This is a genomic window from Niallia circulans NBRC 13626, from assembly GCF_001591585.1.
GTDB classification, from domain to species: Bacteria; Bacillota; Bacilli; order Bacillales; family Cytobacillaceae; genus Niallia; species Niallia circulans.
In genome coordinates this window covers 1-18,302 of the sequence record NZ_BCVE01000016.1, presented here as the reverse complement: position 1 = coordinate 18,302, position 18,302 = coordinate 1, and the positions used below count along the sequence as shown (strand labels likewise).

Annotated in this window: 16 protein-coding genes and 1 other RNA gene; 15 read left to right on the top strand and 2 right to left on the bottom strand. The window is 36.3% G+C overall.

Annotated elements, in window-relative coordinates:
- The first annotated feature begins 30 nt into the window (after positions 1-30).
- The 15 genes from tpiA to BCI01S_RS17260 all read left to right on the top strand — a co-directional run bounded on the left by tpiA (position 31) and on the right by BCI01S_RS17260 (position 17,217).
- On the top strand, positions 31-792 hold the full coding sequence (gene tpiA / locus BCI01S_RS17330) for a triose-phosphate isomerase (RefSeq protein WP_047943786.1): 762 nt from the start codon (positions 31-33) through the stop codon (positions 790-792).
- Positions 785-2,320 (top strand): 2,3-bisphosphoglycerate-independent phosphoglycerate mutase, encoded by a 1,536-nt coding sequence (gene gpmI / locus BCI01S_RS17325; protein WP_047943787.1) that lies wholly within the window; start codon positions 785-787, stop codon positions 2,318-2,320. Before tpiA ends, gpmI begins: the two co-directional genes overlap by 8 nt.
- 25 nt (positions 2,321-2,345) lie before the next feature.
- Positions 2,346-3,641 (top strand): phosphopyruvate hydratase, encoded by a 1,296-nt coding sequence (gene eno / locus BCI01S_RS17320; protein WP_047943788.1) that lies wholly within the window; start codon positions 2,346-2,348, stop codon positions 3,639-3,641.
- Positions 3,642-3,996: 355 nt separating this feature from the next.
- Positions 3,997-4,230, top strand: a complete 234-nt coding sequence (gene secG / locus BCI01S_RS17315; protein ID WP_031540682.1) for a preprotein translocase subunit SecG — start codon at positions 3,997-3,999, stop codon at positions 4,228-4,230.
- A 245-nt stretch (positions 4,231-4,475) separates the two neighbouring features.
- Positions 4,476-5,219, top strand: coding sequence for an alpha/beta hydrolase (locus BCI01S_RS17310; protein WP_047943789.1), 744 nt, complete (start codon positions 4,476-4,478; stop codon positions 5,217-5,219).
- A 66-nt stretch (positions 5,220-5,285) separates the two neighbouring features.
- Positions 5,286-7,577 (top strand): ribonuclease R, encoded by a 2,292-nt coding sequence (gene rnr, locus BCI01S_RS17305; protein WP_373694335.1) that lies wholly within the window; start codon positions 5,286-5,288, stop codon positions 7,575-7,577.
- A gap of 119 nt (positions 7,578-7,696) precedes the next feature.
- On the top strand, positions 7,697-8,164 hold the full coding sequence (smpB, locus tag BCI01S_RS17300) for an SsrA-binding protein SmpB (protein WP_016203855.1): 468 nt from the start codon (positions 7,697-7,699) through the stop codon (positions 8,162-8,164).
- Between the two features lie 158 nt (positions 8,165-8,322).
- Positions 8,323-8,681: a transfer-messenger RNA gene (gene ssrA / locus BCI01S_RS17295) on the top strand.
- Between the two features lie 480 nt (positions 8,682-9,161).
- Entirely contained in the window at positions 9,162-11,012 is a 1,851-nt protein-coding gene (locus tag BCI01S_RS17290; RefSeq protein WP_047943791.1) for a BglG family transcription antiterminator, read from the top strand.
- A 62-nt stretch (positions 11,013-11,074) separates the two neighbouring features.
- Positions 11,075-11,521 (top strand): PTS sugar transporter subunit IIA, encoded by a 447-nt coding sequence (locus tag BCI01S_RS17285; RefSeq protein WP_144546312.1) that lies wholly within the window; start codon positions 11,075-11,077, stop codon positions 11,519-11,521.
- A gap of 25 nt (positions 11,522-11,546) precedes the next feature.
- Entirely contained in the window at positions 11,547-11,849 is a 303-nt protein-coding gene (locus BCI01S_RS17280; RefSeq protein WP_061800333.1) for a PTS sugar transporter subunit IIB, read from the top strand.
- A gap of 18 nt (positions 11,850-11,867) precedes the next feature.
- On the top strand, positions 11,868-13,292 hold the full coding sequence (locus tag BCI01S_RS17275) for a PTS galactitol transporter subunit IIC (RefSeq protein WP_061800330.1): 1,425 nt from the start codon (positions 11,868-11,870) through the stop codon (positions 13,290-13,292).
- Between the two features lie 158 nt (positions 13,293-13,450).
- Entirely contained in the window at positions 13,451-14,509 is a 1,059-nt protein-coding gene (locus BCI01S_RS17270; RefSeq protein ID WP_061800329.1) for a galactitol-1-phosphate 5-dehydrogenase, read from the top strand.
- A gap of 68 nt (positions 14,510-14,577) precedes the next feature.
- A complete protein-coding gene (gene araD, locus BCI01S_RS17265; protein WP_047943795.1) occupies positions 14,578-15,273 on the top strand; it encodes an L-ribulose-5-phosphate 4-epimerase in 696 nt (231 codons plus the stop codon).
- Positions 15,274-15,738: 465 nt separating this feature from the next.
- The gene (locus tag BCI01S_RS17260; protein ID WP_061800328.1) at positions 15,739-17,217 is read left to right on the top strand and encodes an aldehyde dehydrogenase family protein; all 1,479 of its coding nucleotides are present in this window, start codon (positions 15,739-15,741) and stop codon (positions 17,215-17,217) included.
- Between the two features lie 83 nt (positions 17,218-17,300).
- Here BCI01S_RS17260 and BCI01S_RS17255 read toward each other — a convergent pair whose 3' ends face one another.
- Together BCI01S_RS17255 and BCI01S_RS25805 are read right to left on the bottom strand one after the other, a co-directional pair.
- The gene (locus tag BCI01S_RS17255) at positions 17,301-17,507 is read right to left on the bottom strand and encodes a YozQ family protein (RefSeq protein ID WP_047943797.1); all 207 of its coding nucleotides are present in this window, start codon (positions 17,505-17,507) and stop codon (positions 17,301-17,303) included.
- A gap of 611 nt (positions 17,508-18,118) precedes the next feature.
- Positions 18,119-18,302, bottom strand: a 184-nt coding sequence (locus BCI01S_RS25805) for a hypothetical protein (RefSeq protein ID WP_218009479.1), incomplete at its 5' end; no start/stop codon positions are given.

The following is an 18,302-nucleotide window of genomic DNA, read 5'->3' as shown; positions in this document are numbered from 1 at the left end:
TTTATAGATATGCATGAAAGGATGTTTAACATGCGCAAACCAATTATTGCGGGTAACTGGAAAATGAACAAAACGCTTCCTGAAGCTGTTGAGTTTATCCAAGAAGTAAAAGCATCTGTTCCATCAAGTGAAAAAGTGGATACAGTTGTTTGTGCGCCTGCGTTATTTTTAGGACAATTAGTAGAATTAACTGATGGCACAGATGTAAAAATCGGTGCACAAAATATGCATTTCGAAAAAAATGGTGCATTCACTGGCGAAATCAGCCCAGTTGCATTAGAAAATATCGGTGCAAAATATGTAGTACTTGGACATTCAGAGCGTCGTGAGTTCTTTAATGAAACAGATGAGTCTGTTAACAAAAAGACAATCGCTGCATTTGAAAATGGTTTAACTCCAATTGTTTGCTGTGGGGAAACACTAGAGCAAAGAGAAAATGGCGAAACAAATGACTTTGTTGCAACTCAAGTAACAAAAGCACTTAATGGTTTAACTCCAGAACAAGCAAAAGCAACAGTTGTTGCATATGAGCCAATCTGGGCAATTGGAACAGGTAAATCTTCTACTTCTGCAGATGCAAACGAAGTATGTGCACATATTCGTAAAGTAGTAAGTGAACAATTTTCACCAGAAGTTGCAGAAGAAATCCGTATCCAATACGGTGGCAGCGTTAAGCCTGAAAATATTAAAGAATATATGGCGCAGCCAGATATTGACGGAGCATTAGTAGGCGGAGCTAGCCTAGAAGCTCAAAGCTTTTTAGCTTTATTGGAGGCAGGTAAGAATGAGTAAATCTCCAGTAGCTTTAATCATTTTAGATGGTTTTGCTTTAAGAAGCGAACGCATGGGTAATGCAGTAGCACAAGCAAATAAGCCTAATTTCGATAAATATTGGAATTCTTATCCTCATGCTACTTTAGTAGCCAGCGGGGAAGCTGTTGGTCTTCCAGAAGGACAAATGGGTAACTCTGAAGTTGGACATTTGAATATCGGTGCCGGCCGGATCGTATATCAAAGTTTAACAAGAGTGAATCTGTCTATAAGAGAAGGCGAATTTTACAAAAACGAAACTTTTGTTAATGCAATTAAGCATGTAAAAGAAAAAGGCAAAAATCTTCATTTATTCGGATTATTATCCGATGGTGGAGTTCATAGCCACATTGAGCACATGTTTGCACTTCTTCGATTAGCTAAAGAAGAGGGAGTAGAAAATGTATACATTCACGGTATCTTAGATGGTCGAGACGTCGGTCAAAAGACTGCTGAAAAATACATTAAAGCTACACAAGAAAAAATCGCTGAATACGGTGTAGGCGAATTTGCTACTATTTCTGGACGCTACTATTCTATGGATAGAGATAAGCGTTGGGACCGAGTAGAAAAATCATACCGCGCAATGGTATATGGAGAAGGACCAGCATATTCCGATCCATTACAGGTAGTGGAGGATAATTACAATAACGGAATCTTTGATGAGTTCGTGCTTCCATCTGTTATCACAAAAGAGAACGGCGAACCAGTTGCAACGATTGAAGATGAAGATGCTGTAATTTTTTATAACTTCCGTCCTGACCGTGCTATTCAAATCTCAAATACATTCACAAATGAGGACTTCCGTTCATTTGATCGTGGAGAAAAACATCCAAAAAATCTTTACTTTGTATGTTTAACTCATTTTAGTGAAACAGTAAACGGGTATGTTGCATTCAAGCCAACAAACCTTGATAACACTTTAGGGGAAGTTCTTGCACAAAATGGCTTGACTCAGCTTCGTATTGCGGAAACGGAAAAATATCCACATGTTACATTCTTTATGAGCGGTGGACGTGAAGCAGAGTTCCCTGGTGAAAAACGTATTTTGATCAATTCACCAAAAGTAGCAACTTATGATTTAAAACCTGAAATGAGCGCATATGAAGTAACAGATGCGCTATTGAAGGAAATTGAAGCAGATAATTTTGATGCAATTATTCTAAACTTCGCAAACCCTGATATGGTTGGGCACTCCGGAATGCTTGAACCAACAATCAAAGCGATTGAAACAGTGGATGAATGTTTAGGAAAAATTATCACTTTAATTGAACAAAAAGGTGGTAAAGCTATTATCACTGCTGACCATGGTAACTCTGATGAAGTGGTAACACTTGAAGGAAAACCAATGACAGCACATACAACAAATCCAGTACCTGTTATCGTAACAGATAAAAATGCTGAATTACGTACAGATGGTATTTTAGGAGATTTAGCTCCTACAATGTTAGATTTATTAGGTGTAGAAAAGCCAGCAGAAATGACTGGAACATCTATTATTAAAAAATAAGATATTTTAAAAGGAGAGAAAAATTATGCCTTATATTCAACAAGTATATGCTCGTGAAGTATTAGATTCACGTGGTAACCCAACAGTAGAAGTAGAAGTATTAACTGAATCAGGATTCTTTGGTCGTGCACTAGTTCCATCTGGTGCTTCAACTGGTGAATACGAAGCAGTTGAATTACGCGATGGTGACAAATCTCGTTACCTTGGTAAAGGTGTTCTTAAAGCAGTAGAAAACGTAAACGAAGTAATTGCTGAAGCAATTATCGGTATGGACGTTACAGATCAAGTTGGAATCGACAGAACAATGATCGAACTTGATGGTACAGAAAACAAAGGTAAATTAGGTGCTAACGCAATCCTAGGTGTATCTATGGCTGTTGCACATGCTGCTGCTGAAGTAGTAGGTCTTCCATTATACCGTTACCTTGGTGGATTCAACGCGAAGCAATTACCAACTCCAATGATGAACATCATCAACGGTGGTTCTCATGCTGATAACAACGTTGATTTCCAAGAATTCATGATCTTACCAGTAGGAGCTCCAACTTTCAAAGAAGCTCTACGTACTGGTGCTGAAGTATTCCATGCATTAAAAGCAGTTTTACATGCAAAAGGTTTAAACACTGCTGTAGGTGACGAAGGTGGATTCGCTCCAAACCTTGGTTCTAACCGTGAAGCATTAGAAGTAATCATCGAAGCAATCAAAAAAGCTGGATACGAGCCTGGTAAAGATGTATTCTTAGGTATGGACGTTGCTTCTTCTGAGTTCTACAACAAAGAAACTGGTAAATACGATCTTGCAGGAGAAGGCCGTACTGGTTTAACTTCTGAAGAATTAGTAAGCTTCTATGAAGAATTAGTTAACGAATTCCCAATCATCTCTATTGAAGATGGTTTAGATGAAAACGACTGGGAAGGTCACAAATTATTAACTGACCGTATCGGTTCTAAAGTACAACTAGTAGGTGACGATTTATTCGTTACAAACACGAAAAAATTAGCTGAAGGTATCGAAAAAGGAATTGCAAACTCAATCCTTATCAAAGTTAACCAAATTGGTACTTTAACTGAAACTTTTGAAGCTATCGAAATGGCTAAACGTGCTGGTTACACAGCAGTAGTTTCTCACCGTTCTGGTGAAACAGAAGATGCTACAATCGCTGACATCGCGGTTGCTACAAACGCTGGTCAAATCAAAACTGGTTCATTATCTCGTACAGACCGTATCGCTAAATACAACCAACTTCTTCGCATCGAAGACGAGCTTGGCGAGTTAGCAGTATACGATGGTCTTAAATCTTTCTACAACCTTAAAAAATAAGGAAGTTAAGCCTGTCTTAACTTGATAAGCACTCTAGCTTTAGGAGTTTTCCTTTAAGCTAGAGTGTTTTTGTTATAGTTGAGAATGTGCTTTTGTTAGGAGAGATGGAGTATCCATTAGCTAGCTGGATACCTGAAGAAGGGAACAGAGAGTCATTCTCTCTACTCGTAAACATAACAGACATAAAAACGAAATACCTATATCCTTTTTAAGAGACTTCTCAATCATTATCTACTATCCCAAAGTGTATTCTACTAATTATTATGACAAAGAGGCGACATACTATTGTGACAAAACATAAAATATGATACATTTAAATTAATGTAGGTTGGTTTTAATGGAGGTGTTTGATATGATACACACAGTTTTGATTACTTTATTGATTATCGTTGCGATTGCATTAATCGTAGTAGTACTTCTTCAAAATGGTAAGAGTGCTGGACTATCTGGAGCAATTTCTGGTGGTGCAGAGCAGTTATTTGGTAAACAAAAAGCACGTGGTTTAGAATTAATCCTTCACAATGCAACAATCGTTTTAGCAATTTTATTCTTTGTCTTAACGATTGCAGTTAGTTATTTTGATCTATAATAACGAAATTCGGTATAGATGAAAAAAACCTGGCCAAGAAAGGTCAGGTTTTTTTTCGGAAAACAAGTGGAGTTGTACATAAATAAGATTTATAAAGAGCTATAGGAAGGTGTAATCATATCACTGGATTCTTTCTTTTCTTTTTTACTAAAATAAAAGGATAGTTCTTTTTCGAATAAATTGGTCACTTTATATTATAGAATAGGGCGAAGGAGAAAATAATAAGACAAAGGAGCGTTTATCTAATGAAAATAGTAGAACAGAAACCATTAACTTTTAAAGGAGATAATAAACGTGCAGTGCTTTTATTGCATGGCTTTACGGGAAATACATCAGATGTACGCTTACTTGGCAGATATTTAAATACAAAGGGCTACACTTGCTATGTACCTTTATATAAAGGTCATGGGGTACCGCCAGAGGAATTAGTGGAATACGGTCCAAAGGATTGGTGGAAGGATGTCACGGAAGGATACCAGCATTTAAAGGAGATGGGGTTTGAAGAAATTGCCGTCGGAGGTCTTTCTTTAGGAGGGGTATTTTCCCTTAAATTAGGTTACACTGTACCTGTAAAGGGTATCGTAACTATGTGTGCTCCAATGTACATTAAAAGTGAAGATGTTATGTATGAAGGCGTACTTGAATATGCTCGTAATTATAAGCAGCGAGAGAAGAAATCAGAAGAAGTTATTGAGCAGGAAATGGCTCAATTTAAGCCAATGAATACATTAAAGGAATTACAAAATTTAATCAAAGAAGTAAGAGAATCGGTTGATCTTATTTATTCACCAGTTTTTGTTATTCAGGCACGACATGATCAAATGATTGATACAAATAGTGCGAATATCATATATGAAGAAGTGGAATCGATTCAAAAAGATATTAAATGGTATGAAAACTCTGGACATGTTATTACACATGATAAAGAAAAAGAAAAAGTTTTTGAAGATTTCTATCAGTTTTTAGAAAAACTAGATTGGAATGAATAAGATGTAAAGGAGGTTTTTTGTTTGGAAGATATAATTAAGGAAAATGTCGAGAAGCTATTAACTTATATGAAAGATGAAGCATATAAACCACTAACCGTGCAAGAGCTAGAGGAAGCTTTCGGAATAGAGGATTCTTCTCACTTTAAAGATTTTGTCAAGGCACTTGTACAGATGGAAGAGAAGGGGCTAGTTGTTCGGACAAGAAGCAATCGCTATGGACTTCCAGAGAAGATGAACCTTATTCGGGGGAAATTAGCTGGTCATGCAAAAGGATTTGCTTTTGTTATTCCTGAAGAACAAGGCATGGATGACATTTTTATCCCGCCAAATGAAGTTAAAACTGCGTTAAATGGTGATATTGTATTAGCACGTGTCACTTCTGAAAGCTCTGGACAAAGAAGAGAAGGAACGATTGTACGAATTATTGAAAGAGGCGTACAGCAAATTGTTGGTACATATTCAGAGAGCAAGCATTTTGGCTTTGTGATCCCTGATGACAAAAAAATCGCGACAGATATTTTTATTCCAAAAGGCAGCACAAAAGGGGCAATAGAAGGTCATAAGGTTGTCGTAAAATTAACTTCTTACCCTGAAGGCAGAAAGAATGCTGAGGGAGAAGTTGTTAAAATACTAGGACATAAAAATGATCCTGGTGTCGATATTTTATCGGTAATTCATAAGCATGGATTACCACTTGCCTTTCCAGATAACGTGTTAGAACAAGCGAATAGTGCACCAGATACGATTGATGAAAAGGAAATTGCCAATAGACGTGATTTGCGCAATGAAACTATTGTCACGATTGATGGGGCAGATGCGAAAGATTTGGATGATGCCGTTACAGTCACAATGTTAGGGAACGGTAATTATAAATTAGGAGTTCATATTGCAGATGTTTCTTACTATGTAACGGAAAACTCACCAATAGATGTAGAAGCCGAGGAGAGAGGTACTAGCGTCTATTTAGTTGACCGTGTTATTCCAATGATTCCGCACCGTTTATCTAATGGAATTTGTTCCTTAAATCCCAAGGTTGATCGCTTAACTCTTTCCTGTGAGATGGAAATTTCGCCTGAGGGAGAAGTAGTTTCACATGAAATTTTTCAAAGTGTCATTAAAACAACGGAACGTATGACATATGCTGATGTGAACTCGATTCTACATGATAAAGATGAAGAGTTGAGAGCCAAGTATGAAGGTCTTGTCCCGATGTTTGAACGAATGGAGGAGCTAGCAGCCATCCTGCGCAAAAAACGGATGACTCGTGGTGCCATTGATTTTGACTTTAAAGAATCTAAAGTAATTGTAGATGAAGATGGAAAGCCACAGGATGTTATTTTAAGAGAACGTTCTGTCGCAGAAAAACTAATTGAAGAGTTTATGCTTGTTGCCAACGAAACAGTTGCGGAACATTTTCATTGGATGCAGGTTCCATTTATTTACCGTATTCATGAAGATCCAAAAGAGGAAAAGCTGAGAAGATTTTTCGAGTTTATTACAAACTTTGGTTATATCGTGAAAGGTACAGCGAACTCTGTTCATCCAAGAGCGTTACAAGAAATTATTGAGTCAGTACAGGGAACTCCTGAAGAGATGGTCATTTCGACTGTCATGCTGCGTTCCATGCAGCAGGCTAAATACTATCCAGAAAGCTTAGGGCATTTTGGTTTATCAACAGAATTTTATACGCATTTTACATCGCCGATTAGACGGTATCCGGATTTAATCGTACATCGTTTAATTCGTACGTATTTAATTGAAGGGGATATTAGTTCTGCTACACAAGAAAAGTGGAACAGCCGCCTAACAGAAATTGCTGAGCACTCCTCTAGTATGGAAAGAAGATCAGTAGAAGCAGAACGTGAAACGGATGAACTGAAAAAATCAGAGTACATGCTTGATAAAATTGGCGAAGAATATGATGGTATTATTAGTTCTGTTACGAATTTTGGTATGTTTGTGGAACTTACGAATACGATTGAAGGACTTGTCCATGTAAGCTATATGACGGATGATTACTATCGTTATGATGAGCGTCATTTTGCTATGATTGGCGAGCGAACAGGGAAGGTTTTCCGTATTGGAGACGAAATTACTGTTCGCGTTGTGAATGTTAACAAAGAGGAACGTGCCATTGACTTTGAAATAGTTGGAATGAAGGGAACACGCCGCAGAGATCCGAAGAAAGAAGGGAAGGTATTTTCTACTGGCAGTGTCTCTCGTGCCCCGCGTAAAGGCAAATCAGATAGAGATACGGATCGTAAAGGAAAAACAGGTGAATCAAGACGTAAAGGAAAGAATGATAGAAAACACTTCGAGAATGCTCCAAAAGCAAAGAGAAAGAAAAAGAAACGCTAAGAGATAAATAGATGCATTTATGCATGTGGTTTCTTTTGGATGAAGAAGCCACATGCAGAGGATGTTTGTATATTAAGCGTTCTTTTGATAAAATTATTGGCAGAGTAGGGGGAAGAGACATGCCAAAAGGTGAAGGGAAATTAGTAGCACAGAATAAAAAAGCAAACCATGACTATTTTATTGAAGAGACTTATGAGGCAGGAATTGTTCTCCAAGGAACAGAAATTAAAGCGATTCGTGCAGGAAGAGTAAATTTGAAGGAATCATATGCGCGGATTATTAATGGCGAGGTATTTCTATTAGGGATGCATATCAGTCCATATGAACAAGGAAATCGCTATAATCATGATCCATTAAGAACAAGAAAGCTTTTATTACATCGCAAACAAATTAATAAGTTAATCGGGGATACAAAAGAAGCGGGCTATGCTTTAGTTCCACTGAAACTGTATTTTAAAAATGGCTATGCAAAGGTTTTGATTGGTCTAGGTAAGGGTAAAAAGAACTATGACAAGCGTGAAACTTTAAAACGTAAAGAAGCAAATCGCAGTATTGAACGTGCTTTACGTGAAAGGCAAAAAATGTAATCCAAAACTTTACAATTGAAATACGCTCCAGTTATGTTATAATAATTTATGTCGATAAGACAACATAACTTTAAGCTCCTATTTCAGAGCTTCCGAAACGTTAAGCTTAAATGCTAAGAATCTTGTAATGTAACAATTACTTGATTTTATCCTATAATGGGGACGCTACGGATTCGACAGGGATAGTTCGAGCTTAGGTTGCGAGTCGAGGGGATCGGCCTCGTTAAAACGTCAAAGCCTATAACTGGCAAACAACAAAACAACTTCGCTTTAGCTGCTTAATAGCGCTTAGCGGTTCCTCCCTCCATCGCCCATGTGGTAGGGTCAGGGACTCACTTTAAGTGGGCTACGCCGGATTCCACCGTCTGAGGAAGAAGGAAGAGAACAACCAGACTAGCTTATCGGACGCCTGTCAACAGGCAGAAGAATAAGCGAAATGCGAATATGTTGACTACACTCGTAGAAGCTTAAGTGCCGATATTTCTGGACGTGGGTTCGATTCCCACCGTCTCCACCAAATACATATTTGGTGGTTTTTTATTTTTTATTAAATACTAGATCTAATGGAAATGAATAGACTTTTCATTTCCCATTTATTTTTGGTCCAAAAAGACAGTGATTTCTGTACTATAGGAATCCTGTCTTTTTGTTTTTGTTAAATAGGAAAGGGCTTTTAATTATATTGAGTGGAAGTATAGATTCTAAAACAAGTTTCCTCTAGTTATTAATTATAACACTCCTGTGCGTTATCATTCTTTTCTTAGACTCCTCTTTTTAATCTTTTCCATCAATGCTTTTCGATTCAATTCACTAATGACAAATGAACCAGCAGCTAAAACATTTGCACACAAAGTTTCATTGTAACTATCATTAAAGTTTGCCATTATCAATAGGAAAAGTTTTGTTGTAGTCTTTCATTTCCTTACTAATAGGAAAAAGAACAAAATAGCGTTAAAATGCTTTCTTTTTTATGATGTAGATACAGGAGGTATTCACTATGAGAGACAGATATACCAAGCTTCTTCACATACTTCAAAATTCAGATGGGTTTGTAACAGGAAATGATATTAGTGAACAGCTAAATATTAGTTCCAGAACGGTGAGAAACGACATTAAAGATTTGAATGATAACTATCTCATTGGTGCACGCATTATTTCAAATAAACGCCAAGGTTATCAACTTGAAGGTGAGTTAGTTGGTTTTAAACAGAGACATCATATTGAATTTGAGGAGCGTGCATTTTATATTGTAAAGGCACTTCTAGATACAAAGGAATGGACAACATACGAACAATTATCCCAAATGATTTATTTCTCTCCACAAACGATTCGGTCAGATATTCAACGAATCTCTCAAATGATTACCTCCCAAAAAAGAAATTTATCCGTGGAAGCATTAGTTTTTCAAGGGATTCGATTAGAGGGGGATGAATTTGACAAAAGATTACTACTTGAGAGTTTAGTAGAAAAAAACTTTATGACAATAAAAGAGCTGTATAAAGAATTACTAGTTCGCTTCGGTGGCTGGGTTTTAGAAGAAGAATTAAATTTACTGTCAGCAGTGGTGATTGAGAATCTAAATAAGTATATTCACGATATTCCCACAGGGAAATTAAGTAGTTTGTTAGTGCATTTAATTATTGCGATATACCGTATCCGACATGGATATGAGATCCGCGAAGGAAAGGAAGTAGAGCAATCTTTAGATTATGAAGAATTTGAATTGGCATCTAAGATTTTAGAGGATGTTCAGGAGATATTTCAAATAGATATTGGAAATCAAGAGAAAATGTACTTTAGCCTACACCTAATAAGCCAGCGTATAATAGTTAGTTTTTATAATAATGAAACCAATATTCCTCAGGAACTGAAACGAGAGTTAGAAAAAAGCTTACATGATCTTGGAAAGCAATACGATTTTCGCTTTAATGAAGATCGCCTACTTGTGTCAGGATTGCTTTTTCACTTAGCAAAAGCCCAATATCCTCTTCAATATCAGCTTTATGTAGAAAATCCTTATATTTCTCATATTAAGATGGAGTACTTATTGGCTTATCACATTGCAGTTCTCTTAGCACATCGTTTGGAGAAACATTTAACCTTTGTTGTGCCAGAAAGTGAAATCGGATACATTGCTCTTCATATTGCTGCACATATTGAACGAACAAAAAGAAAAAAAGTAAGAGTCGCAATCGTTTCTGGAAGTGGAATTGGTGCTTCGATGATATTGAAGCAGAAAATTCAAAGACATTTTTTAGATATTGAAATTGCAGGAGAATATTCTTTACAAATGTTAGATCAAATAGAAGAAAATATTTCATTAATTATTTCAACAATGGATGTGAAGAAGAATGGTATTCCCATTATTCATGTTAATGAGTTTCTTGATGAACAAGACTTAAAGAAAATAGCTGTAGCTATTAATCAAGGCTTTCTTGATCGGACTTTAAGTGAAAACCGATTCATTCTTTTAGATGAAAACAACAAACATGACTTCTTATTAAGATTAACAGAAAAAGTTAAAATGGAATATTTGCTAGACGGTATTTTAACAAGAGAAGAGATGTCGTCAACAGAAGTTGGGAATTATGTAGCTATGCCACATCCTATTGCAAGAACGGAAAATGAGGAAACGATGATTTATATAGCTATCAATCATAAACCTATCCCATGGGGAAAAACAAATGTGCAGCTTGTCTTTTTGATTTTACCAAGTGAAGTAGATCGAGAAAATCACTATAAGGTTTTTAAACAACTTTATCAATTGGTTAAATCTAAAGATAAAGTTCAAGAGTTAATTCAAACAAAAGATTTTCATTCATTTATGGAGGTGCTGCACACTAATTAATAATTGGATTAACACAAGTGCTTATTATTTTCATTAGAAATGTGAAATGTGAGGAGACAATCATGGTTTTAGACTTAGTAAAAGTAAAATTAAAAGTAAATAGCTCTGAGGAAGTAATTAAGATTTTGGGAGAGATGTTATTAGAATCTGGTTATGTTACGGACACTTACATTGATGCAGTGCTTCAACGAGAGCTGTCTTTGCCTACTGGTCTGCAAATAGGCCACATTAATGTTGCTATTCCACATACAGACTCAACACATGTAAAGGAATCAACCATTGCTTTAGCTACTTTAGAAGAACCGGTCAGTTTTCAATTAATGGCTGATCCTGCCCAGGAAGTTGATGTGAAACTAGTTTTTTTACTAGCAGTTAAAGAACCAAAAAAGCAAGTGAAATTATTAAAGCAGCTAATGGCTATATTTCAGAACGAAGAGCTTTTAAATAGAATGGAAAAGGCTGAAGATAGTCGAGTTATCTCTGCTATTTTAAGTAATGCTTTAGCTTAAATAAATTTGAATTGGGGGGCTTTTAATGAAAAGTTACAACATATTGTCCGTATGTGGTTCAGGAACGGTTACGTCATCGATGGTAGCTGAGAAGCTGAAAGAGGAAATGGAGACTAGAGGCTTCCATGTTAGAACTACAGAAGCAAAACCAACAGAAGCTCTAAATTATGCTCAAAGTGGAAATTATGACTTAATTACACATACTAGTCCATTGCCAGTTGAGGATTATGGTATCCCAACCATTAGTGCTAGCAGCTGTTTAACTGGAATAGGAGAAGAGGAGTTTTATGAGGAAGTGGAAAAAGTGCTTAAAGCACTAAATAAATAATAGACTGGGGGAATGGGAATGTTTTTAGAAACGTTGAAAGAAGTTTTTGATACGTTTGGCGCTCCAATTATAGTTCCAATCATTATTTTTATTATTGCATTATTACTTAAAGTATCGATGAAGAAAGCATTTATTTCCGCTCTCTATGCCGGTATTGGATTACAAGGATTTACAATGGTTCTAGGTGCCTTTACGCCAATTATTTCACCTGTAATTCAAAACATGGTTGATATTACTGGAATGGAATTAACGGGTTTTGATGTGGGATGGCAAGCCACAGCAATAGTAGGTTTTTCTACCGAACCTGGAATGATATTCCTAGCGGTTGGCTTAATTCTGCAGACGGTATTATTCCTGGTGAAATGGACAGATGTTTTCCAGCCTTCAGACTTATGGAATAATTATTCCTATGTTATTTGGGGATCAATGGTTTATCTTGTCACAAATAATATGCTTTTATCGATTGGATGTATGATTGTTCTTAACCTCTATAGCTTATTGAATGCAGAGTTGATGGCAAGAAGATGGTCAAAATATTACAATTATCCAAATGCAACAATTATTGCGATGCATAATATTGAACCTACTATATTTGGAGTTTTAATGGATCCCCTTTTAAATAAACTAGGATTCCATAAAATCAAATTAAATCCAGCAACCTTGCAAAAGCGGTTAGGATTTTTAGGTGAACCTATTACTTTAGGTTTGTTTCTAGGAATATTCATTGGAGTATTAGGTAATTTAACTACATTAAACAGTTTGGATGCTTGGGGATCCATTGCTTTGGTTGGAATTGCAACAAGTGCGGTAATGGCAATTTTCCCACGCGTTGCTGGACTTTTTGCTCAAGCATTTAGTCCAATTACAGAGGCTGCTAGAAAAAATACAGTCAAAAAAGAAAAGGGCTCTAATCGGGAATGGTATTTAGCGGTAAATGATGCTGCTGGTTTTGGGGAACAAGCAACTTTAATGACGGGAGTGTTACTAATACCAGTGATGGTATTCCTAGCAATGGTTCTTCCAGGGAATAAAGTGCTTCCAGTTGTTGACTTATTAGCTATTCCCTTTATGGTTCAAGGTCTGGTAGCTATTTCAAATGGCAATATCGCTAAGATTATGGTCAATGGAGCTATCTGGTTTGGCCTTGGATTATACATGTGTACGTATACAGCTCCTCTATTTACTGAAATTGCCAAAGATGTCGGCATTGCTTTACCAGCTGGAGCATTGTTAATAACAAGTTTCAATATACTAGGAAAGCCATTAATGGGATTAATTTTTTTAGCATTTTTAAGTCAGAATCCTATTTTTATTGGATTAACGATTGTCGCTTATTTCATTCTATGGTTCTTTTTTAGAAAAAATAAAATGGCGATTTATGATTATTTAGATCGTCAAGCTGAAAAAAATTCTCAAGACAGAGAAACATCTTCCGCAGCATAGATAGAGATTTCTGCATCCTATTGTGTGGCTAGTCAGCACGGGAGAATAAGGGGGAAGTTTTCAAATCGAGTTGACTGGTATACCGGATAAATGGTTGGTAATTACAATCTTATATAATTACAGAAAGTGTTCATACAAATTGAGAAAGGAGTTTGAAAATGCAACAAAAAATGCAAGCCGCAGTTTTACACTCATTGGGAGATATCAAAACAGAGTTAATAGACATACCGCAAATCAATGAAGATGAAGTTTTGATCAAGGTAGTTTATTGTGGTATTTGTGGTTCTGATGTACCGCGTTCTATGGTAAGTGGAGCGCGGACATATCCGCTTATTTTAGGGCACGAATTTACTGGGAAAGTCGCTAAAATTGGTGGAAATGTAATGAATGTAAAACAGGGAGATAGAGTAGTAGTTGCTCCACTTGTACCTTGTGGGGAATGTAAATTTTGCCAGGCAAGTGATTATGCATTATGTGAAAATTATAAAATAATTGGAACGGGAAGTAATGGAGCTTTTGCAGAATATGTAAAAGTACCCCAAAAGCATGTTCTGCAAATCGATGATCGGCTAGATTATGAAACGGCAGCAGGAGTGGAACCTGCTACTATTGGTTATCATGGCTTACAAAAAGCACAAATTCAACCGGGTGAAACGGTAGTCGTGATGGGGTGTGGACCCATTGGACAATTAACAATACAATGGGCAAAAATCTTTGGAGCATCTACTGTGATTGCGGTAGATATATTTGAAGAAAAACTGGAACTTGCTAGAGATTTAGGAGCAGATATTGTAATAAATGCAAAAGTATCTGATGTTGTTCAACAAATCCACAAGTTTACTGATGGAGGAGCAGACGTCGTTGCTGAAACTGCCGGAAGTAAAATTACACAGCAACAATCCATATTAGCAGCCAAGAAAAAAGGACGTGTAGTTTTTTTGGGTATTGCACATTCAAATCTTCCATTAGCAGAAGAGGCAATAGAGCATGTTCTTCGAGGTGAGATAAAAATTCAAGGTACATGGAATTCATATACAGCACCCTATCCGGGAATTGCTTGGAAAGCAACTTTAGATTTCATGACAAAAGGCACTCTGAAATTTAAACCAATGATTTCTCATAAGATTACTGTTGATGAAGTTGGTGCATATTTAAAAAAAATGGCAGGGCGAACATTGAAATACAATAAGGTTTTAGTATCTTTTGATGATAACTAGTAGATTGATAGATAAAATTTTCGCAAAGTCGTAAAAATAGGGAATCATTAAGGAGAGGTGGAAAAGCTATGCTTGAAAAATTAAAAGAACAAGTCTTAGAAGCAAATCTAGGTTTACCTCAACATCATTTAGTGACATTCACTTGGGGAAATGTAAGTGGTATTGATCGTGATTCGGGACTAGTTGTTATTAAACCAAGTGGAGTGGAATATGAGAGATTGAAAGTAGGTGACTTAGTTGTAGTTGACCTTGAAGGGAAAGTAGTTGAGGGTCATTTAAAACCTTCATCTGACACTAGTACTCACATAGTGTTGTACAAAAACTTTAAAGATATCGGCGGAATTGTTCATACACATTCCCCATGGGCTACTATTTGGTCTCAAGCAACTAAGGAATTGCCTGCTTTAGGTACTACACAAGCAGATACATTTTATGGTTCTGTTCCATGCACCCGAAGTTTAACAGAAGAAGAAATCAAAGGGGACTATGAGCGAGAGACAGGGAATGTCATTGTAGAGACATTTTATAAAAACGGAATAAATCCCAATGAAATTCCATCAGTTTTAGTATCTAGTCATGGCCCATTTGCTTGGGGAAAGAATGCAAAAGATGCACTTCATCATGCTGTTATTTTAGAGGAAGTATGCAAAATGGCATATCACACACTTAATCTAAATCCAGCTATTCCTTCTATGGATCAGCATTTATTAGATAAGCACTATCTTAGAAAACACGGAGCATATGCTTACTATGGCCAAAATTAACCTATAAAGAGAAAAGCTTCCAGTCGAAGAGATTCCGAACAATTTTACAGAGAGCCAATATGCGTATAATTGTTCGGTTTTTTTTTTTTAATATATAAATGTTTGTGCATTTAGTAACTGCTGCAAATTGAAATATACCTTCTCTTCCATAGAGTGAGTGTCCAAAATTCCCTCTCCAAATATCCGTGCGAACTAGTTTCAAATAATAGTTAAAGGAGGAAATGTTCGCCTTTACAGACAAACTGCTTAGTCCTTATTCATCTACTTTTCACAAAAAAGTAGTTTTTTTAGATTAATCCCCTACTAAAAAGTGTATAAGTTAATATAGTGTTACTGTATTTCAGTTATAGGGATTATTAGTCTCTCAAGAAAATCTATTTGTTTTTATCGTTTTCACTGTATATACCTAAACAACCTAATTCATACTAATGAAGTAAAATAGTTCCTGCAAGGAGGATTCGGAATATGCAAACAGAACCAATTACTATACATGCCATTATCAATGGAGAGAAAGTACCAACTGAAAAGCAAGCTCCACGTGAAAATCCAACACATCCGGATGAGATTGTAGGATATGCACCTCTTAATACGAAAGAAGAAACGGTACTAGCGATTGATGCAGCTTATGATGCGTTAAAAGGCTGGGCTTGGACGGATGTAGATGAGCGGATCGAAAGAATGGAACGAGCTATTCAAAAATTAAAGGATGCAACACCTGAAATAGCTACTTTGTTATCTCGGGAACATGGGAAAGCTTTATATGATTCCAAAGGTGAAATAGCAATCTCTATCATGTGGATGGAATTTGCATGCAAGAATGTAAAGAAAGTTGTTGCTCCCCAAGAAAAAGAGCATGAAAATGGGAGAACAATCATTACATTTGATCCAGTAGGTGTGGTTTCCGCTATTTCTCCATGGAATTATCCTATTTCTTTATCCACTATTAAAATAGCACCAGCCTTGTTAACTGGAAATACAATGGTTGTAAAACCAAGTCCCTTTGCTCCTTTAGCTGTCAGTAAAGTAGTAGAAATTATCGCAGAAGAATTTCCTCCAGGTGTGCTCAATCTTGTCCATGGGGATGCAGAGGTAGGGGTAGAGCTTACATCGAATCCAAAAGTTGCAAAGATTGCTTTCACGGGTGGAACGAAGACAGCTAAGAGTATTATGAAGGCTGCTTCGGAAACGATTAAAAAGATGACGCTGGAGCTAGGAGGAAATGATGCCGCGATCGTGCTAAAAGACTTTGATGTAAATGATGAAAAAGCGATGCGAAGAATGGTAATTTCAAACTTCCTTACCGCAGGACAAATATGTATGATAGCGAAACGCATTTATGTTCATCGATCAATCTATGATGCTTTCGTAGAGAAATATATCGAAGCAGCGAATAAGTGGATTCGCGTTGGCGATCCTTTTCATCCTGATGTAACAGTAGGACCAGTAAATAATAAAAATCAGGTGAAATATGTTAAAAGTCTTGTAGAAGATGCAAAAAGTAAAGGGGCTAAAGTGATTCCATTAGGGGAAATTCTCAATCCCGAATTAATGGATAATGGATATTTTCTGCAGCCTACATTAGTATTAGGCGCTGATTTTCATGATCCAATTGTTGTAGAAGAGCAATTTGGACCGACTGTGCCAATTTTGCCTTTTGATGATGAAGAGCAAGTAATTGAGTTACACAATGAGAGTATTTATGGTCTAACAAGTTCTGTTTGGGGCGAAGAAGAACATGCAATTAAAGTTGCCCGTCGCATTGAGGCAGGCACAACAATGATTAATACTGCAGCTGTTCAAGGCTTGGATGTGCGATTCCCATTTGGCGGGGTGAAACAATCTGGAGTTGGAAGAGAGTATGGAGAAGAAGGATTAAAATCTTATGTAGAGACCCATGTAATTAATATCCCGAAAACACTTGAATTACCATATATTCCAGAGTAACAATTTCTTAGCAAGCATAGCATAGGCATGAAAAATAGAAAAAGGATGCTTTCTCTCAAAAGTATGCATCCTTTTTCTATTTGTTATTTAGTTCTATTCTTCCCTATCTCTATATCCTCGCCATCCACATCATCAATTACAGCGCCAATTTCTCCTTCTGTATATGTATCAGTAGCTTGTTCATGAGTAGTTGCCAAGCCAGAAGAAAGTTGGTCTTTTTTTTCATAATCACTTGGGTTATAGTAACGTCCTGCAAGTTCAGTACTTTGATCGGAATTCTGTTTTTTCATTTCAATCACTCCTTGTTTAAATTAATAGTACAGGTTTATTTTTTTCTTAATGCTAAAAATTACTCATGGAAGTTTTATACTTGTGAAAAATGGAATATAATATATCAATTATTACTATCTGTATTGGATTCTACCTAAGTATTTTATCCATTCAAAAATTCGCAATTGTTGACTTAGAGTTAATGTCAAATGCAGTTGCTGAAGAAGTCTTATTTAATGAAAAATATCAACAATAACCATTGGAGTGAAGAGAATGTCAAAGAAAATGAGGTACTAGACTAACCTAAATAAATGAGATGCATAAAATACCTTCTAAAATGGCACGATTAGACAAAAACTAATTCAGGGTGTTAAAAGTGGTCAGTTTACGAATAAGGAAATCATGCAGAAATATGGGATTAAAAATGTTTCTCAAATTAAAAAGTGAATGAAAGCTATCATGAAAATCAATTTCATAGATTCGACCAACTAATTGGAAAACAGTATTCATATGGGGGTATCACAGCAGCTATCTCTATTCGCTTCCTAACTAAAAGTTAAAAATAACAAAAAAAAGACGGGGGTCTAAAAATTAATGAACACATCCCATCTTAATTATCCTTGCTAAACTTCTAAACGAATTTAACTATCCTTTTACTGATTGATTTACTTTCTTTTAGACTTATTTTTGCCAATCTAAGATTTACAGCCTCTGGACTTATCCTTTTCTCCGTGAGATTTACAGCCTCTGGATTTATCCTTCTCTCCATGAGATTTACAGCCTCTGGATTTATCCTTCTCTCCATGAGATTTACA

Bases quoted from the DNA above. Each gene is read 5' to 3' on its own strand.
- tpiA (WP_047943786.1), top strand. From the start codon at position 31: ATGCGCAAACCAATTATTGCGGGTAACTGGAAAATGAACAAAACGCTT.
- gpmI (WP_047943787.1), top strand. From the start codon at position 785: ATGAGTAAATCTCCAGTAGCTTTAATCATTTTAGATGGTTTTGCTTTA.
- eno (WP_047943788.1), top strand. From the start codon at position 2,346: ATGCCTTATATTCAACAAGTATATGCTCGTGAAGTATTAGATTCACGT.
- BCI01S_RS17310 (WP_047943789.1), top strand. From the start codon at position 4,476: ATGAAAATAGTAGAACAGAAACCATTAACTTTTAAAGGAGATAATAAA.
- rnr (WP_373694335.1), top strand. From the start codon at position 5,286: ATGAAAGATGAAGCATATAAACCACTAACCGTGCAAGAGCTAGAGGAA.
- smpB (WP_016203855.1), top strand. From the start codon at position 7,697: ATGCCAAAAGGTGAAGGGAAATTAGTAGCACAGAATAAAAAAGCAAAC.
- BCI01S_RS17290 (WP_047943791.1), top strand. From the start codon at position 9,162: ATGAGAGACAGATATACCAAGCTTCTTCACATACTTCAAAATTCAGAT.
- BCI01S_RS17285 (WP_144546312.1), top strand. From the start codon at position 11,075: ATGGTTTTAGACTTAGTAAAAGTAAAATTAAAAGTAAATAGCTCTGAG.
- BCI01S_RS17280 (WP_061800333.1), top strand. From the start codon at position 11,547: ATGAAAAGTTACAACATATTGTCCGTATGTGGTTCAGGAACGGTTACG.
- BCI01S_RS17275 (WP_061800330.1), top strand. From the start codon at position 11,868: ATGTTTTTAGAAACGTTGAAAGAAGTTTTTGATACGTTTGGCGCTCCA.
- BCI01S_RS17270 (WP_061800329.1), top strand. From the start codon at position 13,451: ATGCAACAAAAAATGCAAGCCGCAGTTTTACACTCATTGGGAGATATC.
- araD (WP_047943795.1), top strand. From the start codon at position 14,578: ATGCTTGAAAAATTAAAAGAACAAGTCTTAGAAGCAAATCTAGGTTTA.
- BCI01S_RS17260 (WP_061800328.1), top strand. From the start codon at position 15,739: ATGCAAACAGAACCAATTACTATACATGCCATTATCAATGGAGAGAAA.
- BCI01S_RS17255 (WP_047943797.1), bottom strand. From the start codon at position 17,507: ATGAAAAAACAGAATTCCGATCAAAGTACTGAACTTGCAGGACGTTAC.